General features: G+C 69.3%; 17 protein-coding genes. 9 read left to right on the top strand and 8 right to left on the bottom strand.

The window, feature by feature from the left end; genetic code table 11:
• Positions 1-376 precede the first annotated feature (376 nt).
• From ACLJT4_RS36595 to tatA, 5 genes are all read left to right on the top strand, one after another.
• Positions 377-1,342 (top strand): LysR family transcriptional regulator, encoded by a 966-nt coding sequence (locus tag ACLJT4_RS36595; RefSeq protein ID WP_411129193.1) that lies wholly within the window; start codon positions 377-379, stop codon positions 1,340-1,342.
• Positions 1,343-1,450: 108 nt separating this feature from the next.
• Positions 1,451-2,497, top strand: coding sequence for an amidohydrolase family protein (locus tag ACLJT4_RS36590; RefSeq protein WP_411129191.1), 1,047 nt, complete (start codon positions 1,451-1,453; stop codon positions 2,495-2,497).
• A gap of 43 nt (positions 2,498-2,540) precedes the next feature.
• A complete protein-coding gene (locus ACLJT4_RS36585) occupies positions 2,541-4,049 on the top strand; it encodes an aldehyde dehydrogenase family protein (protein WP_411129189.1) in 1,509 nt (502 codons plus the stop codon).
• Between the two features lie 8 nt (positions 4,050-4,057).
• Entirely contained in the window at positions 4,058-5,011 is a 954-nt protein-coding gene (locus ACLJT4_RS36580; protein ID WP_411129187.1) for an amidohydrolase family protein, read from the top strand.
• Positions 5,012-5,430: 419 nt separating this feature from the next.
• Positions 5,431-5,637 (top strand): Sec-independent protein translocase subunit TatA, encoded by a 207-nt coding sequence (gene tatA, locus ACLJT4_RS36575; RefSeq protein WP_411129185.1) that lies wholly within the window; start codon positions 5,431-5,433, stop codon positions 5,635-5,637.
• A 28-nt stretch (positions 5,638-5,665) separates the two neighbouring features.
• On the opposite strand, the gene ACLJT4_RS36570 is transcribed toward tatA, so the two are convergent.
• The 7 genes from ACLJT4_RS36570 to ACLJT4_RS36540 all read right to left on the bottom strand — a co-directional run bounded on the left by ACLJT4_RS36570 (position 5,666) and on the right by ACLJT4_RS36540 (position 12,061).
• Positions 5,666-6,343, bottom strand: a complete 678-nt coding sequence (locus ACLJT4_RS36570) for a DUF1345 domain-containing protein (RefSeq protein ID WP_411129183.1) — start codon at positions 6,341-6,343, stop codon at positions 5,666-5,668.
• A gap of 215 nt (positions 6,344-6,558) precedes the next feature.
• Positions 6,559-7,503 (bottom strand): M56 family metallopeptidase, encoded by a 945-nt coding sequence (locus ACLJT4_RS36565; RefSeq protein ID WP_411129181.1) that lies wholly within the window; start codon positions 7,501-7,503, stop codon positions 6,559-6,561.
• Between the two features lie 277 nt (positions 7,504-7,780).
• Positions 7,781-8,665, bottom strand: coding sequence for a crotonase/enoyl-CoA hydratase family protein (locus ACLJT4_RS36560; protein ID WP_411129179.1), 885 nt, complete (start codon positions 8,663-8,665; stop codon positions 7,781-7,783).
• A 41-nt stretch (positions 8,666-8,706) separates the two neighbouring features.
• On the bottom strand, positions 8,707-9,681 hold the full coding sequence (locus tag ACLJT4_RS36555; RefSeq protein WP_411129177.1) for an NAD(P)H-dependent flavin oxidoreductase: 975 nt from the start codon (positions 9,679-9,681) through the stop codon (positions 8,707-8,709).
• A 3-nt stretch (positions 9,682-9,684) separates the two neighbouring features.
• Positions 9,685-10,059, bottom strand: a complete 375-nt coding sequence (locus ACLJT4_RS36550) for a hypothetical protein (protein WP_411129175.1) — start codon at positions 10,057-10,059, stop codon at positions 9,685-9,687.
• Between the two features lie 111 nt (positions 10,060-10,170).
• The gene (locus tag ACLJT4_RS36545; protein ID WP_411129173.1) at positions 10,171-11,493 is read right to left on the bottom strand and encodes an NAD(P)/FAD-dependent oxidoreductase; all 1,323 of its coding nucleotides are present in this window, start codon (positions 11,491-11,493) and stop codon (positions 10,171-10,173) included.
• 1 nt (position 11,494) lies between these two features.
• Positions 11,495-12,061 carry an NAD(P)-binding domain-containing protein gene (locus tag ACLJT4_RS36540; protein WP_411129171.1) on the bottom strand — a complete coding sequence of 189 codons (567 nt, stop codon included), beginning with the start codon at positions 12,059-12,061 and terminating at the stop codon, positions 11,495-11,497.
• Positions 12,062-12,727: 666 nt separating this feature from the next.
• On the opposite strand from ACLJT4_RS36540, the gene ACLJT4_RS36535 reads away from it, so the two are divergent.
• Positions 12,728-13,012, top strand: coding sequence for a hypothetical protein (locus ACLJT4_RS36535; RefSeq protein ID WP_411129169.1), 285 nt, complete (start codon positions 12,728-12,730; stop codon positions 13,010-13,012).
• Here the strand turns inward: ACLJT4_RS36535 and ACLJT4_RS36530 are convergent.
• A complete protein-coding gene (locus ACLJT4_RS36530) occupies positions 12,991-13,620 on the bottom strand; it encodes a TetR/AcrR family transcriptional regulator (protein WP_411129167.1) in 630 nt (209 codons plus the stop codon). The two genes, ACLJT4_RS36535 and ACLJT4_RS36530, sit on opposite strands and share 22 nt — an antisense overlap.
• A gap of 175 nt (positions 13,621-13,795) precedes the next feature.
• Here ACLJT4_RS36530 and ACLJT4_RS36525 point away from each other — a divergent pair, with 175 nt between their 5' ends.
• The 3 genes from ACLJT4_RS36525 (at position 13,796) to ACLJT4_RS36515 (ending at position 17,845) form a co-directional block, all read left to right on the top strand.
• Complete coding sequence (locus tag ACLJT4_RS36525) at positions 13,796-15,100, top strand: flavin monoamine oxidase family protein (protein ID WP_411129165.1); 1,305 nt, start codon at positions 13,796-13,798, stop codon at positions 15,098-15,100.
• Between the two features lie 271 nt (positions 15,101-15,371).
• Positions 15,372-16,898 (top strand): flavin-containing monooxygenase, encoded by a 1,527-nt coding sequence (locus tag ACLJT4_RS36520; RefSeq protein WP_411129199.1) that lies wholly within the window; start codon positions 15,372-15,374, stop codon positions 16,896-16,898.
• The gene (locus tag ACLJT4_RS36515) at positions 16,895-17,845 is read left to right on the top strand and encodes an alpha/beta hydrolase (RefSeq protein ID WP_411129163.1); all 951 of its coding nucleotides are present in this window, start codon (positions 16,895-16,897) and stop codon (positions 17,843-17,845) included. The genes ACLJT4_RS36520 and ACLJT4_RS36515 overlap by 4 nt, the downstream gene beginning before the upstream one ends.
• Positions 17,846-17,872 lie beyond the last annotated feature (27 nt).

Here is a 17,872-nt window from a genome sequence, read left to right as displayed (position 1 = left end):
GACCCACGGCCCAAGAAGGATCACGCGGAGCCAGTGGGGAAATCCCGTGTCCGCGGGGAGTTCTCATGTCCGCCAGTGCGTGGGTCATCAAGTCCGCCACCGGGGCAGTCGCCCTGACCGTTGACACAGCTGGACGCCGACGGCTCAGTCATCTCCTGGGCTTCCTACGGCCCTGACCTGGCCGAAGCCATCCGTGGGTTGTGAGCTGTCAGGCAGCGAGCTCGATCATTTTCACAACACGTCCCCGAGCTGGATCCGAATCCGGTGAGAACGTTTGAACCACGGATGCCTGTCACGCTGTAGTGAACATCGACAACAACCGACAGGACGCCGCCGGGACGGCCGTTCTCTGACAAGCCATCGGTTGGAGGCACAGGTGACCGAGAACGCGGTGGGTGCGGCGCGTGGCCGGGACGAGGACGGCCCGGAACACGACGCGCTGTCGTCTTTGGGGCCGGAGTCCACTCAACTCCAGGCGTTGCACGCCCTGTTGACCGAACGGAGCGTCACCGGCGCTGCCGCGCGGCTCGGGCGCAGTCAGCCGACGCTGTCGAGTGCGTTGGCGCGGTTGCGACGCCACTTCGGGGACGAGTTGCTCACCCGCAGAGGCAACCACTACCGGCTGACCCGCTTCGCCGAACAGCTGCGCCCGCTGACCGGCACCGCGGTGGCTGCCGTCGACCGGGTGTTCGCCGCGCAGGCGGAGTTCACCCCGGCGACCAGCCACCGCACGTTCAGTGTGGTCTCCTCCGACCATGGTGTCGGCACGGTCGGCGCCCGGCTGGTGGCCCGGGTGGCGGCCGAGGCGCCGCAGGCGTGTGTGCGGTTCGTGCCGGTCACGGCGCGGGCGCTCGGCGACGACGAGGAGTACCTGCGCACGGTGGACGGTGTGTTCATGCCGCACGGCTATCTGAACCTGCCGCGCTCGATCGATCTGCACACCGATCGGTGGGTGTGCGTGGCCGCCGCGGAGAACACGGCGGTGGGCGACCGGCTCACCATGGACGATCTGCGCACGCTGCCGTGGGTCGCGACGTTCGCGGACCGGCTGGGGCGGGCCGCGGCGTGGCGGCAGATGGAACTGCTCGGGGTCATACCACGGGTGATCGCGGTGGCGGAGTCGTTCCTGGTGGTGCCGGAGCTCGTCCGGGCGTCCGGTGCCGTGGCACTGCTACAGGAGAAGGTTGCGGCGCTGGTCGCCGCGGGGCCTGAGTTCCGGGTGCTCGACTGCCCCTTCGACGCGGTCCCGCTGATCGAGGCGTTCTGGTGGCATCCGGTGCACGACGACGACCCCGGCCACAGCTGGCTGCGTCACTGCCTGCACGACATCGCGGGGGCCTGACGCGCAGCACATCGACGTCGTCTATACCGGGTATGGCAAAGATTGGCTTCCTTTTGGACGTTGGCGGCAGCAGGCTGAAGTTGCCGCCGAACGTTACGGAGGAAACCGATGCAGGCCACTGTCGATGTCCACGCGCATCTGTGGGCAGCCGCGGTCGAGGCTCTCGTCGCGGGCCGGCCGGGGCACGCCGAGCACGTGGAGCTGGCGGACCGGCGTCTCGGCGCCGCATCCGTCGCGGTGGGCGCGGTGCGACTGCGCGACCAGTTGGCGCTCCTGGTCGACGTCGAGTCTCGGCTCGGCGCGATGGACGCCATGGGGGTCGGCGCCCAGGTCGTCTCGGTCACACCGACCCAGTTCCACCACTGGATCCCCGACCCCGCACTCGCCGCCGAGGTCGCCCGGGCGACCAACGAGGCCGTGGCCGGACACTGCGCGCTCCGCCCGGACCGGCTCACCGGCCTCGGCGTCGTGCCACAGCAGTTCGCGGAGCTTGCCCCAGCGGCGCTGGAGGACGCGGTGCTCCGGCAGGGCTTGCGCGGTGTCGCGTTGTCCTCGCACGCGCCGGGCCCGGCTGGCCGCGCACCGCTGGAGCTGTCCGACCGCCGCTACGACGAGTTGTGGCAGCGTGCCGTCGAGCTGGAAGCGGTGGTCTTCCTGCACCCCTGGGGGTGCACGCTCGACGCTCGGCTGGCTCGCTGGTACCTGGCCAACAGCGTCGGCCAGCCGGTCGAGCACGCGGTCGCGCTCTCCCACATCATCGTGGGCGGCGTACTCGACCGGTTCCCCGGGCTCCGGATACTCGCCGCCCACGGCGGTGGCTACCTGCCAGGCATGCTGGGCAGGGCCGACCATGCCTGGGCCAACCGCCCGGAAGCCCGCACCACCGAGTGCCGGCCCAGCAGCTACGTGCCGCGACTGTTCTTCGACTCTCTGGTCTACGAGCCGCAGGCATTGGTGAGGCTGATCGAGGCGGCAGGCCCGGATCACGTACTGCTCGGCTCCGACCACCCCTTCGACATGGGCGTCCCCGATCCGGTCGCGCGGCTGCACGCCGCGGGGCTCGACAGCGCCACCATCTCGGCCGTCGCCAGCGAGAACGCCGTACGACTCCATCTGGCGCCCACCCCGGCGCGACCCACGCTGGTCGACCGCTGACCGGCCCGACACCACCATCCGTTTCATTCGCCGAGGAAGAACCATGAACGCATCCACGGATTGCGAGACCCTGCGATACCACTGGTCCTCCCACGACCAGGCCGACCGCTTCACCGTCGAAAACCCCGCCACCGGAACGCCCATCGCCACCGTTCAGGGCGCAGGGGAGAAGGAGGTGGACGCGGCGGTGCACGCCGCATACGCAGGCCACCTCGCATGGAAGGCACGACCCCCGCACGAGCGCGCGAAGTACCTGCACGCCATCGCCGCCGCCGTAAGGGAGAACGCCGACGAGATCGCCCGACTGGAGACGAGCGACAACGGCAAGCCGTTCACCCAGGCACGCCGGTTCGACCTCGAGGCCACGATCGCGATCTTCGAACTCTTCGCGGGGCTGACCGCGGCACTGCCTGGCGCGGTACACGACAGCGGAGCGCTCCTCGACGTCACGACGCTGGAGCCCTACGGGGTCGTCGGGGCGATCGTGCCGTTCAACTGGCCGCCCCTGCACACGGCGGGCAAGCTCGCCCCGGCGCTCGCGGTCGGGAACGCGGTCGTGCTCAAGCCGCCGGAGCAGGCGCCGCTGTCGGTGCTGAAGGTGGTCGAGATCGCGCGATCGGTCCTCCCCGACGACGTCGTGCACGCCATCCCGGGCGGCGGCCCGGTGGGCGCGGCACTCGTCGCCCATCCGCTGGTCAAGAAGATCTCCTTCACCGGCGCTCCGGCCACCGGTACCACCGTGTTGCGGACGGCCGCCGACAACCTCACCCCCGCCCTGCTCGAACTGGGGGGAAAGAACCCGCTGATCGTCTTCGACGACGCCGACCTCGACTCGACGATCCCCTGGATCGTCGAAGGCGGCTGGTTCAACCAGGGTGAGGCGTGCACCGCGGCATCCCGGGTACTGGTCCAGTCGAGCGTCTACGAGCAGGTGGCCCGACGCGTCGGGGTTGCGGTCCGGCGACTGAACGTCGGTGACGGCGCGGACCCGGGTACGCACGTCGGCCCGCTGGTCACCCGGCAGCAGCAACGGCGCGTGCTCGACTACCTCGACGTCGGCGTGGCCGAAGGTGCCACGATCGCCGCGCAGGCACCCCTCCCGGACGACCCCCGGCTGGCGGACGGCCACTACGTGCGCCCGACGCTCTTCACCGGCGTGCGCCCGGACATGCGGATCGCGAAGGAGGAGATCTTCGGCCCGGTGGTCGCCCTGATCCCGTTCGACGACGAGGCCGAGGCGGTCCGGATCGCCAACGACACCCAGTTCGGCCTCGTTGCGGGCGTGTTCACCACCGACGCCGAGCGTTCGATGCGGGTCAGCCGAGCCATCGAGTGCGGCATGGTCTTCGTCAACCACTACAACCGCGCCTTCGTCGGCGCTCCCTTCGGCGGCATCGGCGCCAGCGGCTTCGGCCGTGAGCACGCCCGCGAGACGCTGCACGAATTCGGCTACAGCAAGACCCTGCGCATCCCGACGGGCGCCGCCCCGATCCCCCGCTGGGCACCGGCACTGGAAGTCAGCGACATCGAAGAAGAAGCGAGCGGAAAGTGAGAGGCACCATGACCTCGGTCGACGGCTGGGTCGATGTGCACGGCCACTTCACACCACCCATCACCGAGCGGGAGCGGATCGCGCGGTGGGAAGCCATGCGCGAGCAGCGCTTCATGGCTCCGCAACCGCACTACTGGAGCCCCGAGTCCACGCTGGACTACCTGGACCACACGGGCATCGCGATGCAGATGCTCAGCAACATCCCCGCACAGCACACGGAGTTGCGGAGCTCCAACGACTACGGGGCGAAGGTCGTCGCCGAACACCCGAGCAGGTTCGGACTGCTCGCCGCCGTACCCACCGACGACCCTGAGGTGGCCCTCGCCGAGATCGAGCGAGCTGACACGGAGCTGCACGCCGACGGGTACGCCGTAAGCACCGCCTACAACGGCGTATACCTCGCAGACGAGCGCCTGGAGCCGGTGTGGGCCGAACTCGACCGCCGACGAGCGGTCGTCTTTGCTCACCCGAACGCCTACCTGCCCCCGGTGCTGGGACACCCCGTCCCGTTGATCGAGGTGGCCTTCGAGACCGCGCGTTGCGTGGTCGGGATGCTGTACGCGGGTGTCTTTCGACGATACCCGCACTTGACGCTGATCCTCGCCCACGCGGGCGGCGCGCTGCCCGCACTGTCCGGGAGGCTGCAACTGCTCGGCACCGAAGCCTGGGTGCCCAACCCGCAGCGGATCACCCGCGACGAGATCCGGCAGCACCTGGGCCGGCTCTATCTCGACACCGCGGCCTCCGGCATGGACGCCAGCCTCGCCCCGGCGCTCACCATGGTCCCGCGCGACCACCTCGTGTACGGCGCCGACTGTGGGGTGCCCTGCAGTACGGATGCCACGATGGCTGCCAACATCGAGGCGTTGCGGCACTCGGGGGCACTGGTCGGCGACGAGGCCGACCGGGTCGGGCGCCGGGCCCTGGAGCTCTTTCCGGCGGCGGCAGGGCGTCGCGGCTAGCTGGGTTGCGCGGCTCACCACCCGATCGGCCATCCGCACACCGAGACGTCAGCCGCCCGCGCGAGCCTGCCAAACGCGGCTGATCGCAGCCCCCAATTTCGCCCACGTGCACCAGAATTGACGTACTTGCCGTGATGCGGTCAGCTCCACCGGGAGCTGATCGGCGGGCCGTTGGACGGGCAGCTCGTCGATGTCACCGCCTCGACACCGGCGCAGGTGGTGGAGAGCGCGTACCTCGTCTGTGAGTCCGGTGCGGGCGGTCGAGCTTCTTGGGGCCTGTCTCCGCGGTCCAGGACGGGAACTTGACAACACCTTGCGGGTGGTTACGATCAAACTCGAATTCGAATCCATGTCGAGTTTGTGTTTCGCTGCCGGAGATCCCGTCCGGCTTCCCCGCAAGTCCAGAATGTGAGCACTCAATGTTCCGCAACGCGCTTGAGCCGTGGCACCTGGTGGTCCTGGTCGTGGTCAGCATCCTCGTATTCGGCTCCAAGAAACTTCCGGACATGGCGCGCTCGCTCGGTAGGTCGGCGCGGATCCTCAAGAGCGAGGTCGAAGCGATGAAGGGAGACGGGGAACGGTCCGTCACGATCGACCGGACGTCTGAGGAGAAGTCCCCGTCCTGACCGGCCGCCGGGACCCCGCCGCGACGTCTCAGCCGCTGCTGAGAGCGGATACGAGGCTCGCCACCGTCACGGTGTTGAAGACGAACGCGATGACCGCGTTGGCCGACACGGTTCGCCGCATCTCCCGCGAGGTGACGTTCACGTCGGTCGTGCCGAATGTCGTCATGACGGACAGGGCGAAGTAGACGTAGTCGGCCCAGGCCACCGACGTCGTGCCGGGAAACTCCAGCCCCTGTTCGTCCTCGACGAGATTGTCGGCCTGGAAGGCGACGGCGAACGCCACCACCACGCAGATCCAGGCGATGACGACGAGCGAGAGCGCCACCAGTGCGCGAGGCACGACGGAAAGAACGCTCCCGATGTATCCGGGGAGCCACACCATTGCCACCAGCAACGCGGCCGCGGCGATGAAGATCGACGCCCCAGGCCCCGGCGCGGTGCCGAGCAGCCATCGCTGGGTGATCGTGCCCCGCGTCTCACGCCGGGCCCAGGAGCGAATCCGAGCCGGAGAGGCGTTCGAGAAGGCGATCAAAGTGACGCACAGATAGGGGCACAGGTAGGCGAACAGCACGACCACGCCACAGTCTGACGGCGAAAGCCTCAGCACCGCACCGCTGAGGGTGAGAAGCAGCAGGACCACCGCCGCGCAGGCCGCGGTGAGACCGCTGAACGCCGACCGACGGCGTTCGGAGAGCCAGTGATTCACGAAGAAGTCCTCCGCGTATGACCATCGGAATGCTGGACGCTGATGACATCCGGTGCCGCGGGTCATGCCTATCCCAACTGCTTCGCTATTGGGGCCGGCCACGCCGGAGCCGGAGCTTCGGCACGAAGGGCGGATGAGGCCCGGCGGGATGCGGCTGTCGCTGTCGCTGTCGCTGTCGCCGTCGCCGTCGGTGCCGGTGCTGGTGCTGGTCTCCGTCAGGGGATTGTCGTCAGACCGGGCAAGAAGGTGATCAGTAGCGGCACAAAGGGGATCAGGGCGGCGACGGCAGCGATGAGCCCTCGTCGGGGACGTGCGAGTCTGCGCGGGGGTTGCAGGAGGCGGTTCACGCGTTCGTCGAGGAGGCGGTGGCCGTTGCCGGACAAGACGCCCCGGTGTTGGTTGAGTTCGACGAGGGCGAGGGCGGTGGTGAGGCGCCCGCAGCGGCGGGAGGCCGTGTCGTCGGCGGCGAGTTCGACCAGGCGGTGGGTCTGATCGCAGAAGCGGGTGAACAGAGCGACGCGAGGGAAGCCGGTGGCGAGGGCGGTGGACAGGTGGAGTAGCCAGTCGTGGTGGGCGCGTGCGTGGCCGCCTTCGTGGGCGAGGACGGCGTTGAGTTGGTGGTCGGTGAGCCGGCGCAGCGCTCCGGTGGTGACGACGAGTCGGGCGGGGCGGCCGGGCAGCCACCAGGCGCGGGGGTACGCGTCTTCCAGCACCAGCATCGGGCCACGCGCCGAGGGGAGTCCGATGGGCAGCTCGGGGGCGCGTTCGCGCAGCAGTGCGTGGGCCGCTCCCCGCCGTCGCCGGGCCCCGGTGAGTTCGCGGGCCAGTACGGCGGCTGTCCATGCCGCGCCCGCGGCGAGCACGACGGTGAGAGCGGTGGTCCAGGCAGGTGCGGTGGATGCCGCCGAGAGGCCGTGGGCGGCGGCGACGGCGGGGGGCGCGGGGGCGAAGACGTGGTCACGGACGGTGCGGACGACGGCGGCCGCGCCGAGAGCGAGTGCGCTCAGACAGCAGAGCAGGGCGGTGGAGACCAGGCACTGCCATGCCCACAGGGCCGTCACGGGTTCCCGTTCGGGCCAGGCTGCCCGGGTGAGCGCGCGGGGCGCGGGTACGGCGGCGGTCAGGGCGACGGCGCTGAGCAGGACCAGGCAGACGGTCATGCCGGGGATCCGGTTGCCGGTCGGACGGATGCGTGGGCGGTCATGTTGGCTGCTTCCTGGTCCTGCACGTGACGAGCGTCCTTTGTCTTGCCTACCGGAGTTGTGGTGTCAGCGGCCTCGGGCGATGGCGCCGGCACACCGTGTTCGGGGCGGGAGGGGAATCGGGCATCGGCCCGCAGCCGGGCAGGCCACCCGCCAGGCTGTGCTCCGGGCCATCATGTGGACGAGGGCGGTGGGGCCGTCCGGTCCCGATCGGCTCCGGACGGCGGGAGCCCGTTCAGGAGGTGGTCGCAGCGATCCAGTCGTCGTAGAACTGCGGCATGTTCGAGGCCCGCTGGGTGAAGTGCGGGGAGCGCTTCTCGCGGAATGCCGACACGCCCTCGGCGCCGTCGCCGATGCTGGAGTAGAACATGGCCAGGGATTCCACCCGGTGCGCCGCCTCAGGATGTTGCAGGGACGCATTGCGGTGCAACATCTGACGGGTCAGCGCGGTCGCCACGCGCGACCGGCCCGCGGTCCATCGGTCCGCCAACGCACGGGCTTGTTCGATCAGGTTCTCAAGTGGGTGGACCGCGTCAACGAGGCCGGCCGCCGCGGCGGCTTCGGCGTCGAGGATGTCGGCGGAGTACATCAGGTCCAAGGCCTTGGCCATGCCGACCAGGCGGGGAAGGAACCAGGTCGATACGGCTTCGGGCGTGATGCCCAGGCGGCCGAAGACCAAGCCGTACCCAGCCGTTGGCGACATGAGTCGTGCGTCCATCGCCAGCGTCATGGTCGCCCCGATCCCGATCGCGGGGCCGTTGATCGCGGCGATCACCGGCTTGCGGCAGGCATGGATCGCCAGGGTGACCCTGCCTCCTGTGTCCCGCACCCGGCGAATGTCGGGACTGTCGAGATCGCCCATGTCGGCGAGGGTGGGGGTGCGCGACTCGTCGAGCCCGAACGCGTTGCCGTCGGTGCCGAGATCCATTCCGGCGCAGAAGGCCCTTCCCGCGCCGGTGACGATGACGGCCCGCACGTCGTCGTTGTCGTTCACCTCGGTGAATGTGCGCTCAAGTTCCTCGGCCATCGTCGGCGTGAAGGCGTTGAGGTGGCCGGGCCGATCGAGGGTGACGGTGCGGATTCCGTCGTCGAGTCGGTGGTGGAGGGTGGTCCACGTCATGGGTACGGGCTCCTGGTTTCCGTCGTCGGCGGCAGCCGGATTCACCTGGGAAGTACGGCGAGTCGGCCGATGATCTCTTCAGCGTCGGCCACGATTCCGGTGACGATCTCGTCGCATGTGGCGACGGACTCGACGAGCCCCTGCGATTGACCGGCCCACCACAGACCGTCGTCCAGGTGTCCTTGCTCCAGCACGCGGGTCCGGCCCCGGACACCCGAGGCCAGATCGGCGACGTCGTCGAAGCTCGCTCCGGGGCGCCGTGACCGGGCGACGATCTCCTCGGATATCGCATTGCGTGCGACCCGCGCGGTGTTGTCGAACTCGCGGAAGACCAGTTGGGTGGCCCGTTCGTCATTGGCGACGATCTGGTCCTTGACGTTGCGGTGCACCGGCGCTTCCGCGCTGGCGACGAACCGGGTGCCCATGTTGATGGCGCACGCCCCGAGCGCGAGGGCGGCGGCCAGCCCGCTGCCGGTCGCGAAGCCTCCGCTGGCGATGACCGGGACGTCCAGCTGCCGTGCGGCGGCGGGAATGAGCACCAGGCCGGGGACGTCCTCGTTGCCCGGATGTCCGGCGCATTCGAAGCCGTCGACACTGACCGCGTCGACGCCGAGACACTGCGCTTTGACGGCGTGCCGAACGGCCACCGCCTTGTGGATCACCTTGACCCCCGCGGCCTTGAAGGCGGCCACGTGCTCTGCCGGGTTGCTGCCGGCCGTTTCGACCACCTGGATGCCGCTGTCGATGATGGCCGACCGGTATTCCGCATAGGGCACCGGGTTGAGGGTGGGCAGGATGGTCAGGTTGACGCCGAACGGCCGATCCGTCATCTCCCGGCATCGTGCGATCTCCCGCGCCAGCGCCTCCGGCGAGGGCTGAGTGAGGGCCGTGAGGAACCCGAGCGCGCCGGCCTCGGCCACCGCGGAGATGAGTTCCGCGGTGCCCACGCCGGTCAGGCCGCCGCAGACGATGGGGTGGTCCACTCCGAACAGGTCGGTGAAGCGAGTCGAGATCACGGGTCAGCCCCTTCCCCTGTGGGTGCGGACCGCCTGAGCCGTCCGCACTGCAAGGCCGTTGGGGCTCATGCCCTTGAAGGGACCGACGGGAGCCCCGCAGGCTGTCGGCGTGGGAAAACCGCCCCGGCAGGGGCGAGTGTTGACCATGGCCCTCTCCGTTCCGTTGTCGTCGCCGTACATGTGCGCGGCGGTATCCGTGTCGCTGTCGGCTCGGGGGACCGAGAGCGCATAAGTCGAAATCGAATCGACTTCGAGTTTAAGGGGCGCCGGTGCGACGCTGTCAAGATCCGCCGTTCCTGCGTCGTTCTGCTGCATCTCCGGCGCCGAGACGGCGACGCCACCCGCGTCGACGGCCTCGCCGTGTGCGCTGACGCTCATCGCTGTCTCTCGCTTTCCCGTCTCCACAAGTTCCGTTGCCCGTCTCCGACCGGGACGCCCGATTCCCGGCGGTCGTCCCGGCCTGGGCGTCACCGCACTCGGCCCCTTGCGTCAGCCGCTGTGACCCGTTTTCGAGCCGAGGCGATCCGACAGCCGGTCGACCGCCCAAATGGCACGCAGCGTCGGAGCGTTGAAGACGGGCGAGGGGACAAACCGCGACCGCTCCTGCCAGATGGCTCCGAGGTCGTCGTGGAGCGCACCGCCGGCGAGCCGGTCGGCGAGCATCGTGCCGACGTACGGCGCCTGGGCGAGGCCGTGGCCGTTGCAGGCCATGGCGTAGAAGACGTTCTTCGCGGCCTGTCCGGCGACCGGCAGCCACGACGACGTCAGCGCGACCCACCCACCCCACGCCCGTTGCAGCTTGACGTCGCGAAGGGACGGGAAGCGGTCGTGGAAGCCGCGGGCGAGGTCCGCCACGACCGCGGGGTCCGGCTCACGAGTGCCCGCCGCTCCTCGCGTCGCTTGCAGCCGGCGAACACCGAACACGATCGTGCCGCGCGCGGTGGGACGGAAGCTCTGCATGAGGTTGTGCTGGGTGGCGATGCCGGACCGGCTCGTCCAGCCGGTCGCCTCCAGACGGCCGGGCTTGATCGGTTCGGTCTCGACCATGCTGACCCAGAGGGGGGTGGCCAGCCGCTTCGGGGTGATCGCAAGTTCGCGGGAGTAGGCATTGGTGGCGAGGAGGACCCGGTCGGCGCGGATGCGCCCGCCCGGCACCGTGACGACGACTCCCGTGCCATGGGGCTCAACGGCTCGCACGGCGGTTTGCTCGAACACCCTCGCCTGCGACCCGAGGAGCGCCTCGCGGAGACCGAGCGCGAACTTCCCGGGGTTCAACAGGCCCCCGGCGCGCTCCAGGACGCCACCGGGGAACGCTTCCGGCAGTCCGAGGTCATGCCTGTCTCCGAACTCGGCGTCCGCCCCTGCCTTCTGGAGAATCCGGGCGTTCCGCCTCGCCTTGCGCAGCTGTCCCGTGGAAACGGCGGCCCCGATGTTGCCCGTCGGCTCGTATTCGCAGTCGGTGTCGAGCCGCCCGATCAACTCCTCGGCGAAGTGGACGGCTCCTTCGGTGAGGCGGAGGAGGTTGCGAAAGCGGCGCGGGTACAACGTGCTCAGGACCGAGGGGTCACCCGCTGGTGCCCCCGTCAACTGTCCGGCGTTGCGCGAGGCCGCCCCGCTGCCGCAGAACCCGGTTTCGAGGAGCACGACATCGGCACCCCGCTCGGCCAGCCGCAGCGCCGCTGCCATGCCGGCGTACCCACCGCCGACGACGGCGACATCGCACGTGAGCTCGCCCCGTAGCGCCGGCATGACGTCGGTGGGCGGATCGATCCAGCCGCTGGAAGCCGAGTAGGTGATTCCCTCGTTGGTCATCTCAGACCTCCTCGACTGCGTCGGCGCCGCCGATGACCTTGGTCTGGGCGGAGAAGCCGAGCGTGCCCAGGCCCGCAGCCTCGGCCAACGCCAGGTTCTCGGTGGCCGCCGCGAGGACGCGGGCTCGCTGTCCGGCTCCTCGCATGACGGTCAGGCCGGCGCTGGCCCCTGCGGCGTAGGTGTCGAAAAGCGTGGCACCGCGCCGGTCGGCGGCGGGGCCGAGTGCCGAGTGCGTAGCTTCGTAGGTCGACACACAGTCGACGACCAGTGGCGACGACCGCACGGCTTCACCGACGTCGCGCACCGGCGTGATGCCCTCGCCGGCGAGGGCATCCGCCCGCTCGGGAGTGCTGTTCCAGACCGCCACCGAGTACCCGCTCCTCGCGAACGCCCGCGCCAGAGCGGCACCCGTCAATCCACAGCCGATGATTGCGGCGTCGCGAGTCTGCGAACCATCGTTTGATTCCGTCACGTCAAGCACCACTGTCCGTCTCGGATCCTGAAGATCCTGGTTTCGAAGTCGGACCGCGATCGCAACGGAGCGCCTTGCGGCACTCGTTGACGCCATCGGCTTGCTCTTGGGGAACCTGCCGACAAGGGCGAGGGCAGCGTGCGATCACAGCAGAGAGATCGGTCTGAGCCTGGTCCCCGACGTCATTGCCGCATCACCGGTTGACCATGACTCGCTCCGGCCCGTGCGCGTGGCGTGCACACGCGGGGAGTCCGCGTCGCGGTAAGGCTCAGCACAGGCAGGCAGAACCAGATCTCGAATCGAATTCGACTTTATGGGGGGTGGTGGGGTGGTGTCAATCCAACCGATCGGCCGCAATCGCTCGCCGCGCGGAGCTCTTCCACCTTCGCTCCCGCAGCAGAACGGAGAGGGTCATGCCCCACGGCGTTGCGGGTGCAGTGCGGGGATCGTCGGAGGCATACGTCGGTGGGACTTCGGTGATCATGCCCGCGCTCGATCTGCCGGAGCTGACAAGGGCGTTGGCGGCAGAGCGGATCTCGTTCATGGTGACCGTGCCCGCCGTGTACTCCCTGCTCTCGCGGCACCCGGATTTCGCCGACGCCCGACGTGTCCGGGGTGCGCACGGTCGCGTACGGCGGTGCGTCAACGTGACCACCGGGTACTGGCGCAGACCGGCGGCCACCGCGGAGCCGATCGTGGACGGTGGGGGAACCTCCGCCAGTGAGGCCGTAGCCGGTGGGCGTTCCCCCGGTAAGGGGGAAGGTGGCCGCCGGGGGAGGGGGATGGCTGTGCACCGGTGACATCGTCCGGGTCGACGCAGCGGGCCGTGTCCGTATCGTCGACCGGATCAAGGACATCATCAATCGCGGTGGGGAGAACGTGTCGAGCGCAGAGGCCGAGGCGGTGCTGCTGTCAGCTCCAGGGGCGGCCGACGCCGTGGCCCTCGCCGTGCCCGACGGCGTGATGGGGGAGAAGGTTGGAGCCGTCCTCTTCGGGGACCGGGGCCGGATCGACGTCGCCGCCGCTCACGCATCGCCCGAGGCGTAGGTTTCGAGATAGGCGCTGACGAAGCGTCGCATTTCGGCGATCGTCGTGTCGTCACCGGCCGGCGAACGCCGGAACGCGATGTCGAAGAGCCGGTTGCCCGCCTCGAAGGTGAGCTGCAGGACGAGCCGAGGAGTGTCGGCGGGCACGAGCTCCCGCTCGATGAGAAGGCGCCAGATCCGCTCGGCCTGCGCCTCGTCGAATGCGCGGACCAGCTCGCCGACTGTCGACCTGTTCCCCGAGAACCACAGCTCGGTACAGCTGGGATGCCGTCGGAAGTAGTCGAGCAAGGGGTCGATGACGGCGTCGGCGGCGTCCCGCAGCGTCTGCGGTGGGGATCTGTCCAGCGCGGCGCTGATGAGTGCGTCGAGCTCGCGCGCATGGCGCTGCAGGAGCTCGGCCTCGACCTGATGTCGGTCGGAGAAGTAGTGGTAGACGGAGGCGATCGGGATGCCCGCCCGCTCGCCGATCGCCTTGAGCGTGGCGGCCTCGTAGCCCTTCTCGCCGAGCAGCCCTTCGGCGGCGTCGAGGATGGCCTGTCTCCGCTCCACCCCGCGGCGCTGTACCGCCGGGCGAGCCGATGCCTGGGTTGTCGGATTTTTCTCGAACACGATTCGGGATCGTATCAGCGATGTGGCCCGAACTTCCTTGTCGTACGGCTTGACAGTCCCCTGGCGCGCCATAAACTCGAACTCGATTCGAGATCGAATCTCGCGTCTTGGTCGAACCGATCGCAACGCGATTGCGCTGCGTACATCCGGCGAGGACAACAGAACGGAGCGGGCTATGCCCAACAGTGCTTGTGATGTCGTGGTGATCGGCGCGGGCTTCGCCGGTGTCACCGCCGCGCGGGACCTCACCCTGGAGGGCCACTCGGTGATCCTCCTCGAAGGGCGCGACAGGGTCGGGGGAAGGACCTTCACCAGCGAAGTGTTCGGTCGCCAGATGGAGTTCGGCGGCACGTACGTGCACTGGACCCAGCCGAACGTGTGGCGCGAACTCCAGCGTCACCACATCCCGCTGTCGCTGCCGCTCGGCATCGAGAGGGTGTACTGGTTGGCCGACGGCATGGTGCACTCCGGCAGCCAGATTGAGTACGACAGCGCCGTCAGCCCCCTCGTGGCCCGGTTCTTCGCCGACGCGCGGACTCGGTTCCCGTTGCCGGTCGACCTTTCCGCCGTCGACAACACCGCGATCGAGAAGGAGACCTTGGGAGGACGGCTCGACTCGCTGAATCTGTCGGCCTACGACAGGGACCTCCTCGACGGGGCGCTGTCCACGCTGGTCCACTCCTACAGCGAGCAGGGCGTCGCACAGATGCTTCTCTGGGCGGCCACGGCCTTCGGGGACTGGGGCGCGTTCCTGGAAACCGCCGGCTTCTGGCCGATCAAGGGCGGAACCAAGAGGCTCATCGACGCCATCCTCGGTGAATCGAAGGCCGATCTCCGCCTGTCCACGCCCGTCAGCGCGATCGAGGACGACGGATCCAGTGTCGTCGTGACCACCCGCAGCGGTGAGCGGATCCGGGCACGCTCGGCCGTCGTCGCACTGCCGCTCAACACGCTGGGCGACGTCGCCATTACCCCTGACGTCGCCCAGCCGGTGCGCACCATGATCGATCACAAGCACCCGATGAAGACCGCCAAGATCTGGGCGCGGGTCAGGGGAGAGATCGAGCCCTTCTGCGCCTTTGCCCCGGTCGGCAAAAACCCCGTCAACACCGCCAGGGTCGAGCACCGGCACGAGGACGACACGCTCGTCGTGTGCTTCGCCTCCGACGCCTCGGCCATCGACGCCGAGGACCGCGAGGGCGTGCAGGCTGCACTGCGGACCTTCGTCCCCGACATCGACGTACTCGAGACGGCCGGCCACGACTGGGTCGGCGACGACTTCTCCCAAGGAACGTGGGCCCATCACCGGCCAGGCAACCTGACCCAGGCCGCTCCGCAGATGCGAGAGCCTCACGGGCGAATCCACTTCGCCGGTGGCGACATCGCGCCGCTGGGTGTCGGAGGGATCGAGGGTGCCATGGAATCCGGCGCCGGTGCCGCCCGGAACATCGCTGCGGCGCTGGCTGACGGACGCCACTGACCCACCCAGCCCCGTCGAGGAGAACCCATGGCCAACAGATTCGCGGGACAGACCGCGATCGTCACCGGTGCCAGTCGCGGGACCGGGGAGGGTCACCAGGGCATGGAGGACCGGTCAGACGCCGGTCACCGACGGCGGGGCGGTTCGCCGACGGCCCCGACGAGGTGCACAAGAACGCGCTCGCGCGCGCCGAGCTCGGCCGAAGCTCCCCCGGCACCGACTGAGTGGCGGCAGCCACCGCCTCGCAGCCCCTCACCACCGCGGAAAGGAGATGCCTGTGACGATCACGAGCATCAGCCAGACACGGCCCGTGGATGTCGATGTGTTGATCATCGGCGCCGGAATCTCGGGCATCGGCGCGGCCAGCCACCTCAAAGCCCGCCGCCCGGCCACATCGTTCGCGGTCCTGGAGGCGCGCGACGCGATCGGCGGCACGTGGAGCCTGTTCCGGTACCCCGGCATCCGGTCGGACTCGGACATGCCCACCTTCGGTTTCGGATTCAAGCCGTGGACACACCGCAAGTCGATCGCCGACGGGCACCTCATCGTTGACTATCTGCGGGAAACCGTCAGCGAGCACGGACTGACCGGGCACATCCGCCTCGGCCACCGGGTGCTCGGCGCGGAGTTCTCCTCGTCCACGGGACGGTGGATCGTCACCGCCCAGCAGGCCGGCAGCCGGAAGAAGACGAGATTCACGGCACGATTCCTGTTCCTCGGAACCGGCTACTACGACTACGAGGCGGGTTTCACGCCCGAGTTCACCGGTGTCGAGGACTTCGAAGGCCGAGTGGTCCACCCGCAGCACTGGCCTCAGGATCTGGACTACACGGGCAAACGCGCCGTCGTGATCGGCAGCGGCGCCACGGCCATCACGCTGATCCCGTCGATGGCCGGCACGGCAGGTCACGTGACGATGCTGCAACGCTCGCCGAGCTATGTGCTCTCGGCGCCGGCCGAAGACGCGATCACCAACGCGCTGAACCGGGTGCTCGGCCACAAGCGCGCTCACCGGATCGTCCGGCGCAAGAACATCATGGTCACCCGCGGGATCTACACGGCATGCCGGCGCGCTCCGAAACTGATGCGCAGGCTGCTGATCGCCAACGTGCGCCGGCAACTGCCCCGGCACTTCGACGTCGACACCCACTTCACCCCGCGCTACGACCCGTGGGACCAGCGGCTCTGCGTGGTGCCCGACGGCGATCTGTTCAAGGCGATCTCGACCGGACGGGCCTCGGTGGTCACCGACCGGATCGAACGGTTCACCAAGGCGGGCATCCTGCTGGAGTCGGGGCAGGAGCTGTCCGCCGACATCATCGTGACCGCGACCGGGCTCACCATGTCACCCTTCGGAAAGATCCAGCTCAGCGTCGACGGCCAAAAGGTGAATCCGCCGGACACGACGGCCTACAAGGCGATGATGCTCAGCGGTGTGCCCAACTTCGCGTTCGCCCTGGGGTATACGAACCTCTCCTGGACGCTGAAGGTGGATCTGGTCTGCGAGCACTTCTGCCGGCTGCTCGACCACATGGACTCCCACGGCTACGGCACCGTCGAGCCGGTTCTGAACGATCTGGGCATGGAGCGGGCACCGTTCATGGAGCTGAGCGCCGGCTATGTCCACCGGGGGATCGCGAAGTTCCCGCGAGCGGGGGCCAACGGCCCCTGGACGGTCGAGATGGCCTACGAAAAGGACGTCGAGCGGCTTCGTGAGGGACCGGTTGAGGACAGCGCACTGAAGTTCACCGCCGTCGAGCCGGCTCCGCCGGCGCCCCGGTCCGGAGGAGCGCAATGAAGACGGACCTCACCTTCACCAGCCGCGGCAGCAACTGCGCCGCCTGGCATGTCCCGGCCACGACCGACGCACTGGCCGGTGCGGCCGGCCGACCGTGCGTGGTCATGGCGCACGGCTTCGGCGGCACTCGCGACAGCGGCCTGCTGAACTACGCCGGGCCCTTTGCGGACGCCGGCATCGACGCGTTCGTCTTCGACTACCGCGGCTTCGGCGACTCCGAGGGCACACCCCGCCAGGATGTCTCGGTCAGGCGTCAGCGGCAGGACTATCACGCGGCCGTCGCGGCCGCCCGGCGCCTACCCGGCGTCGATCCGGACCGGATCGTGTTGTGGGGCGCGTCGTACTCCGGCGGTCATGCCCTCGTGGTCGCGGCCCAGGACGGCCGTGTCACGGCGGTCGTCTCGCTGACGCCCGTGACGGACGGCCTCGCCTCACTGGCGCAGGTCGTGCGCTATGCGGGAGTCGGCCGGCTGTGCCGCCTGGCCGGGCACGGGCTGCGTGACGCTGCGCGCGCCCTCACCGCGCGAACGCCGCACCACGTGCCGGTCGTCGGGGAGCCCGGATCGCTGGCGATGATGAGCGTCCCCGGCGCTCTGGAGATCTGCGCGTCGTTCGCCGGCCCGACGTTCCGCAACGAGGTGTGTGCTCGCGCGGCGTTGAAGGTCGGGCCGAACCGCCCGACCGCCTTCGTCCGACGGCTGGCGTGCCCGGTCCTTGTGCAGGTCGGCACGCACGACCGCATCGCGCCGCCCGACGCGGCGCGGCGGACCGCCCGCAAGGCCGGTCAAGGGGCGCAGTTGCGCGAGTACCCCGTCGACCATCTGGACGTGTACGCCGGGCCGGGGCAGCAGCGAGTGCTGGCCGACCAACTCGCATTCCTCGCGCACACCCTGGATCCGGCTCGGATGCCCCGGCATCGGGGACGTCACCGGGCTCCCCGGGCGTAGGACCCGTCCGATCCTGAGCTCTCCACT

Origin of the sequence: Streptomyces sp. x-19, from assembly GCF_046549115.1 — a bacterium.
Lineage (GTDB): Bacteria > Actinomycetota > Actinomycetes > Streptomycetales > Streptomycetaceae > Streptomyces > Streptomyces albulus_C.
This window is presented reverse-complemented; position numbering and strand designations above follow the sequence as displayed.

What these genes read in the sequence shown, in the direction of transcription:
- ACLJT4_RS36540 (WP_411129171.1), bottom strand. Translation starts at nt 12,061, where the DNA reads ATGGCGTCAACGAGTGCCGCAAGGCGCTCCGTTGCGATCGCGGTCCGA.
- ACLJT4_RS36515 (WP_411129163.1), top strand. Translation starts at nt 16,895, where the DNA reads ATGAAGACGGACCTCACCTTCACCAGCCGCGGCAGCAACTGCGCCGCC.
- ACLJT4_RS36520 (WP_411129199.1), top strand. Translation starts at nt 15,372, where the DNA reads ATGCCTGTGACGATCACGAGCATCAGCCAGACACGGCCCGTGGATGTC.
- ACLJT4_RS36545 (WP_411129173.1), bottom strand. Translation starts at nt 11,493, where the DNA reads ATGACCAACGAGGGAATCACCTACTCGGCTTCCAGCGGCTGGATCGAT.
- ACLJT4_RS36580 (WP_411129187.1), top strand. Translation starts at nt 4,058, where the DNA reads ATGACCTCGGTCGACGGCTGGGTCGATGTGCACGGCCACTTCACACCA.
- ACLJT4_RS36590 (WP_411129191.1), top strand. Translation starts at nt 1,451, where the DNA reads ATGCAGGCCACTGTCGATGTCCACGCGCATCTGTGGGCAGCCGCGGTC.
- ACLJT4_RS36560 (WP_411129179.1), bottom strand. Translation starts at nt 8,665, where the DNA reads ATGACGTGGACCACCCTCCACCACCGACTCGACGACGGAATCCGCACC.
- ACLJT4_RS36550 (WP_411129175.1), bottom strand. Translation starts at nt 10,059, where the DNA reads ATGAGCGTCAGCGCACACGGCGAGGCCGTCGACGCGGGTGGCGTCGCC.
- ACLJT4_RS36585 (WP_411129189.1), top strand. Translation starts at nt 2,541, where the DNA reads ATGAACGCATCCACGGATTGCGAGACCCTGCGATACCACTGGTCCTCC.
- ACLJT4_RS36525 (WP_411129165.1), top strand. Translation starts at nt 13,796, where the DNA reads ATGCCCAACAGTGCTTGTGATGTCGTGGTGATCGGCGCGGGCTTCGCC.
- ACLJT4_RS36565 (WP_411129181.1), bottom strand. Translation starts at nt 7,503, where the DNA reads ATGACCGTCTGCCTGGTCCTGCTCAGCGCCGTCGCCCTGACCGCCGCC.
- tatA (WP_411129185.1), top strand. Translation starts at nt 5,431, where the DNA reads ATGTTCCGCAACGCGCTTGAGCCGTGGCACCTGGTGGTCCTGGTCGTG.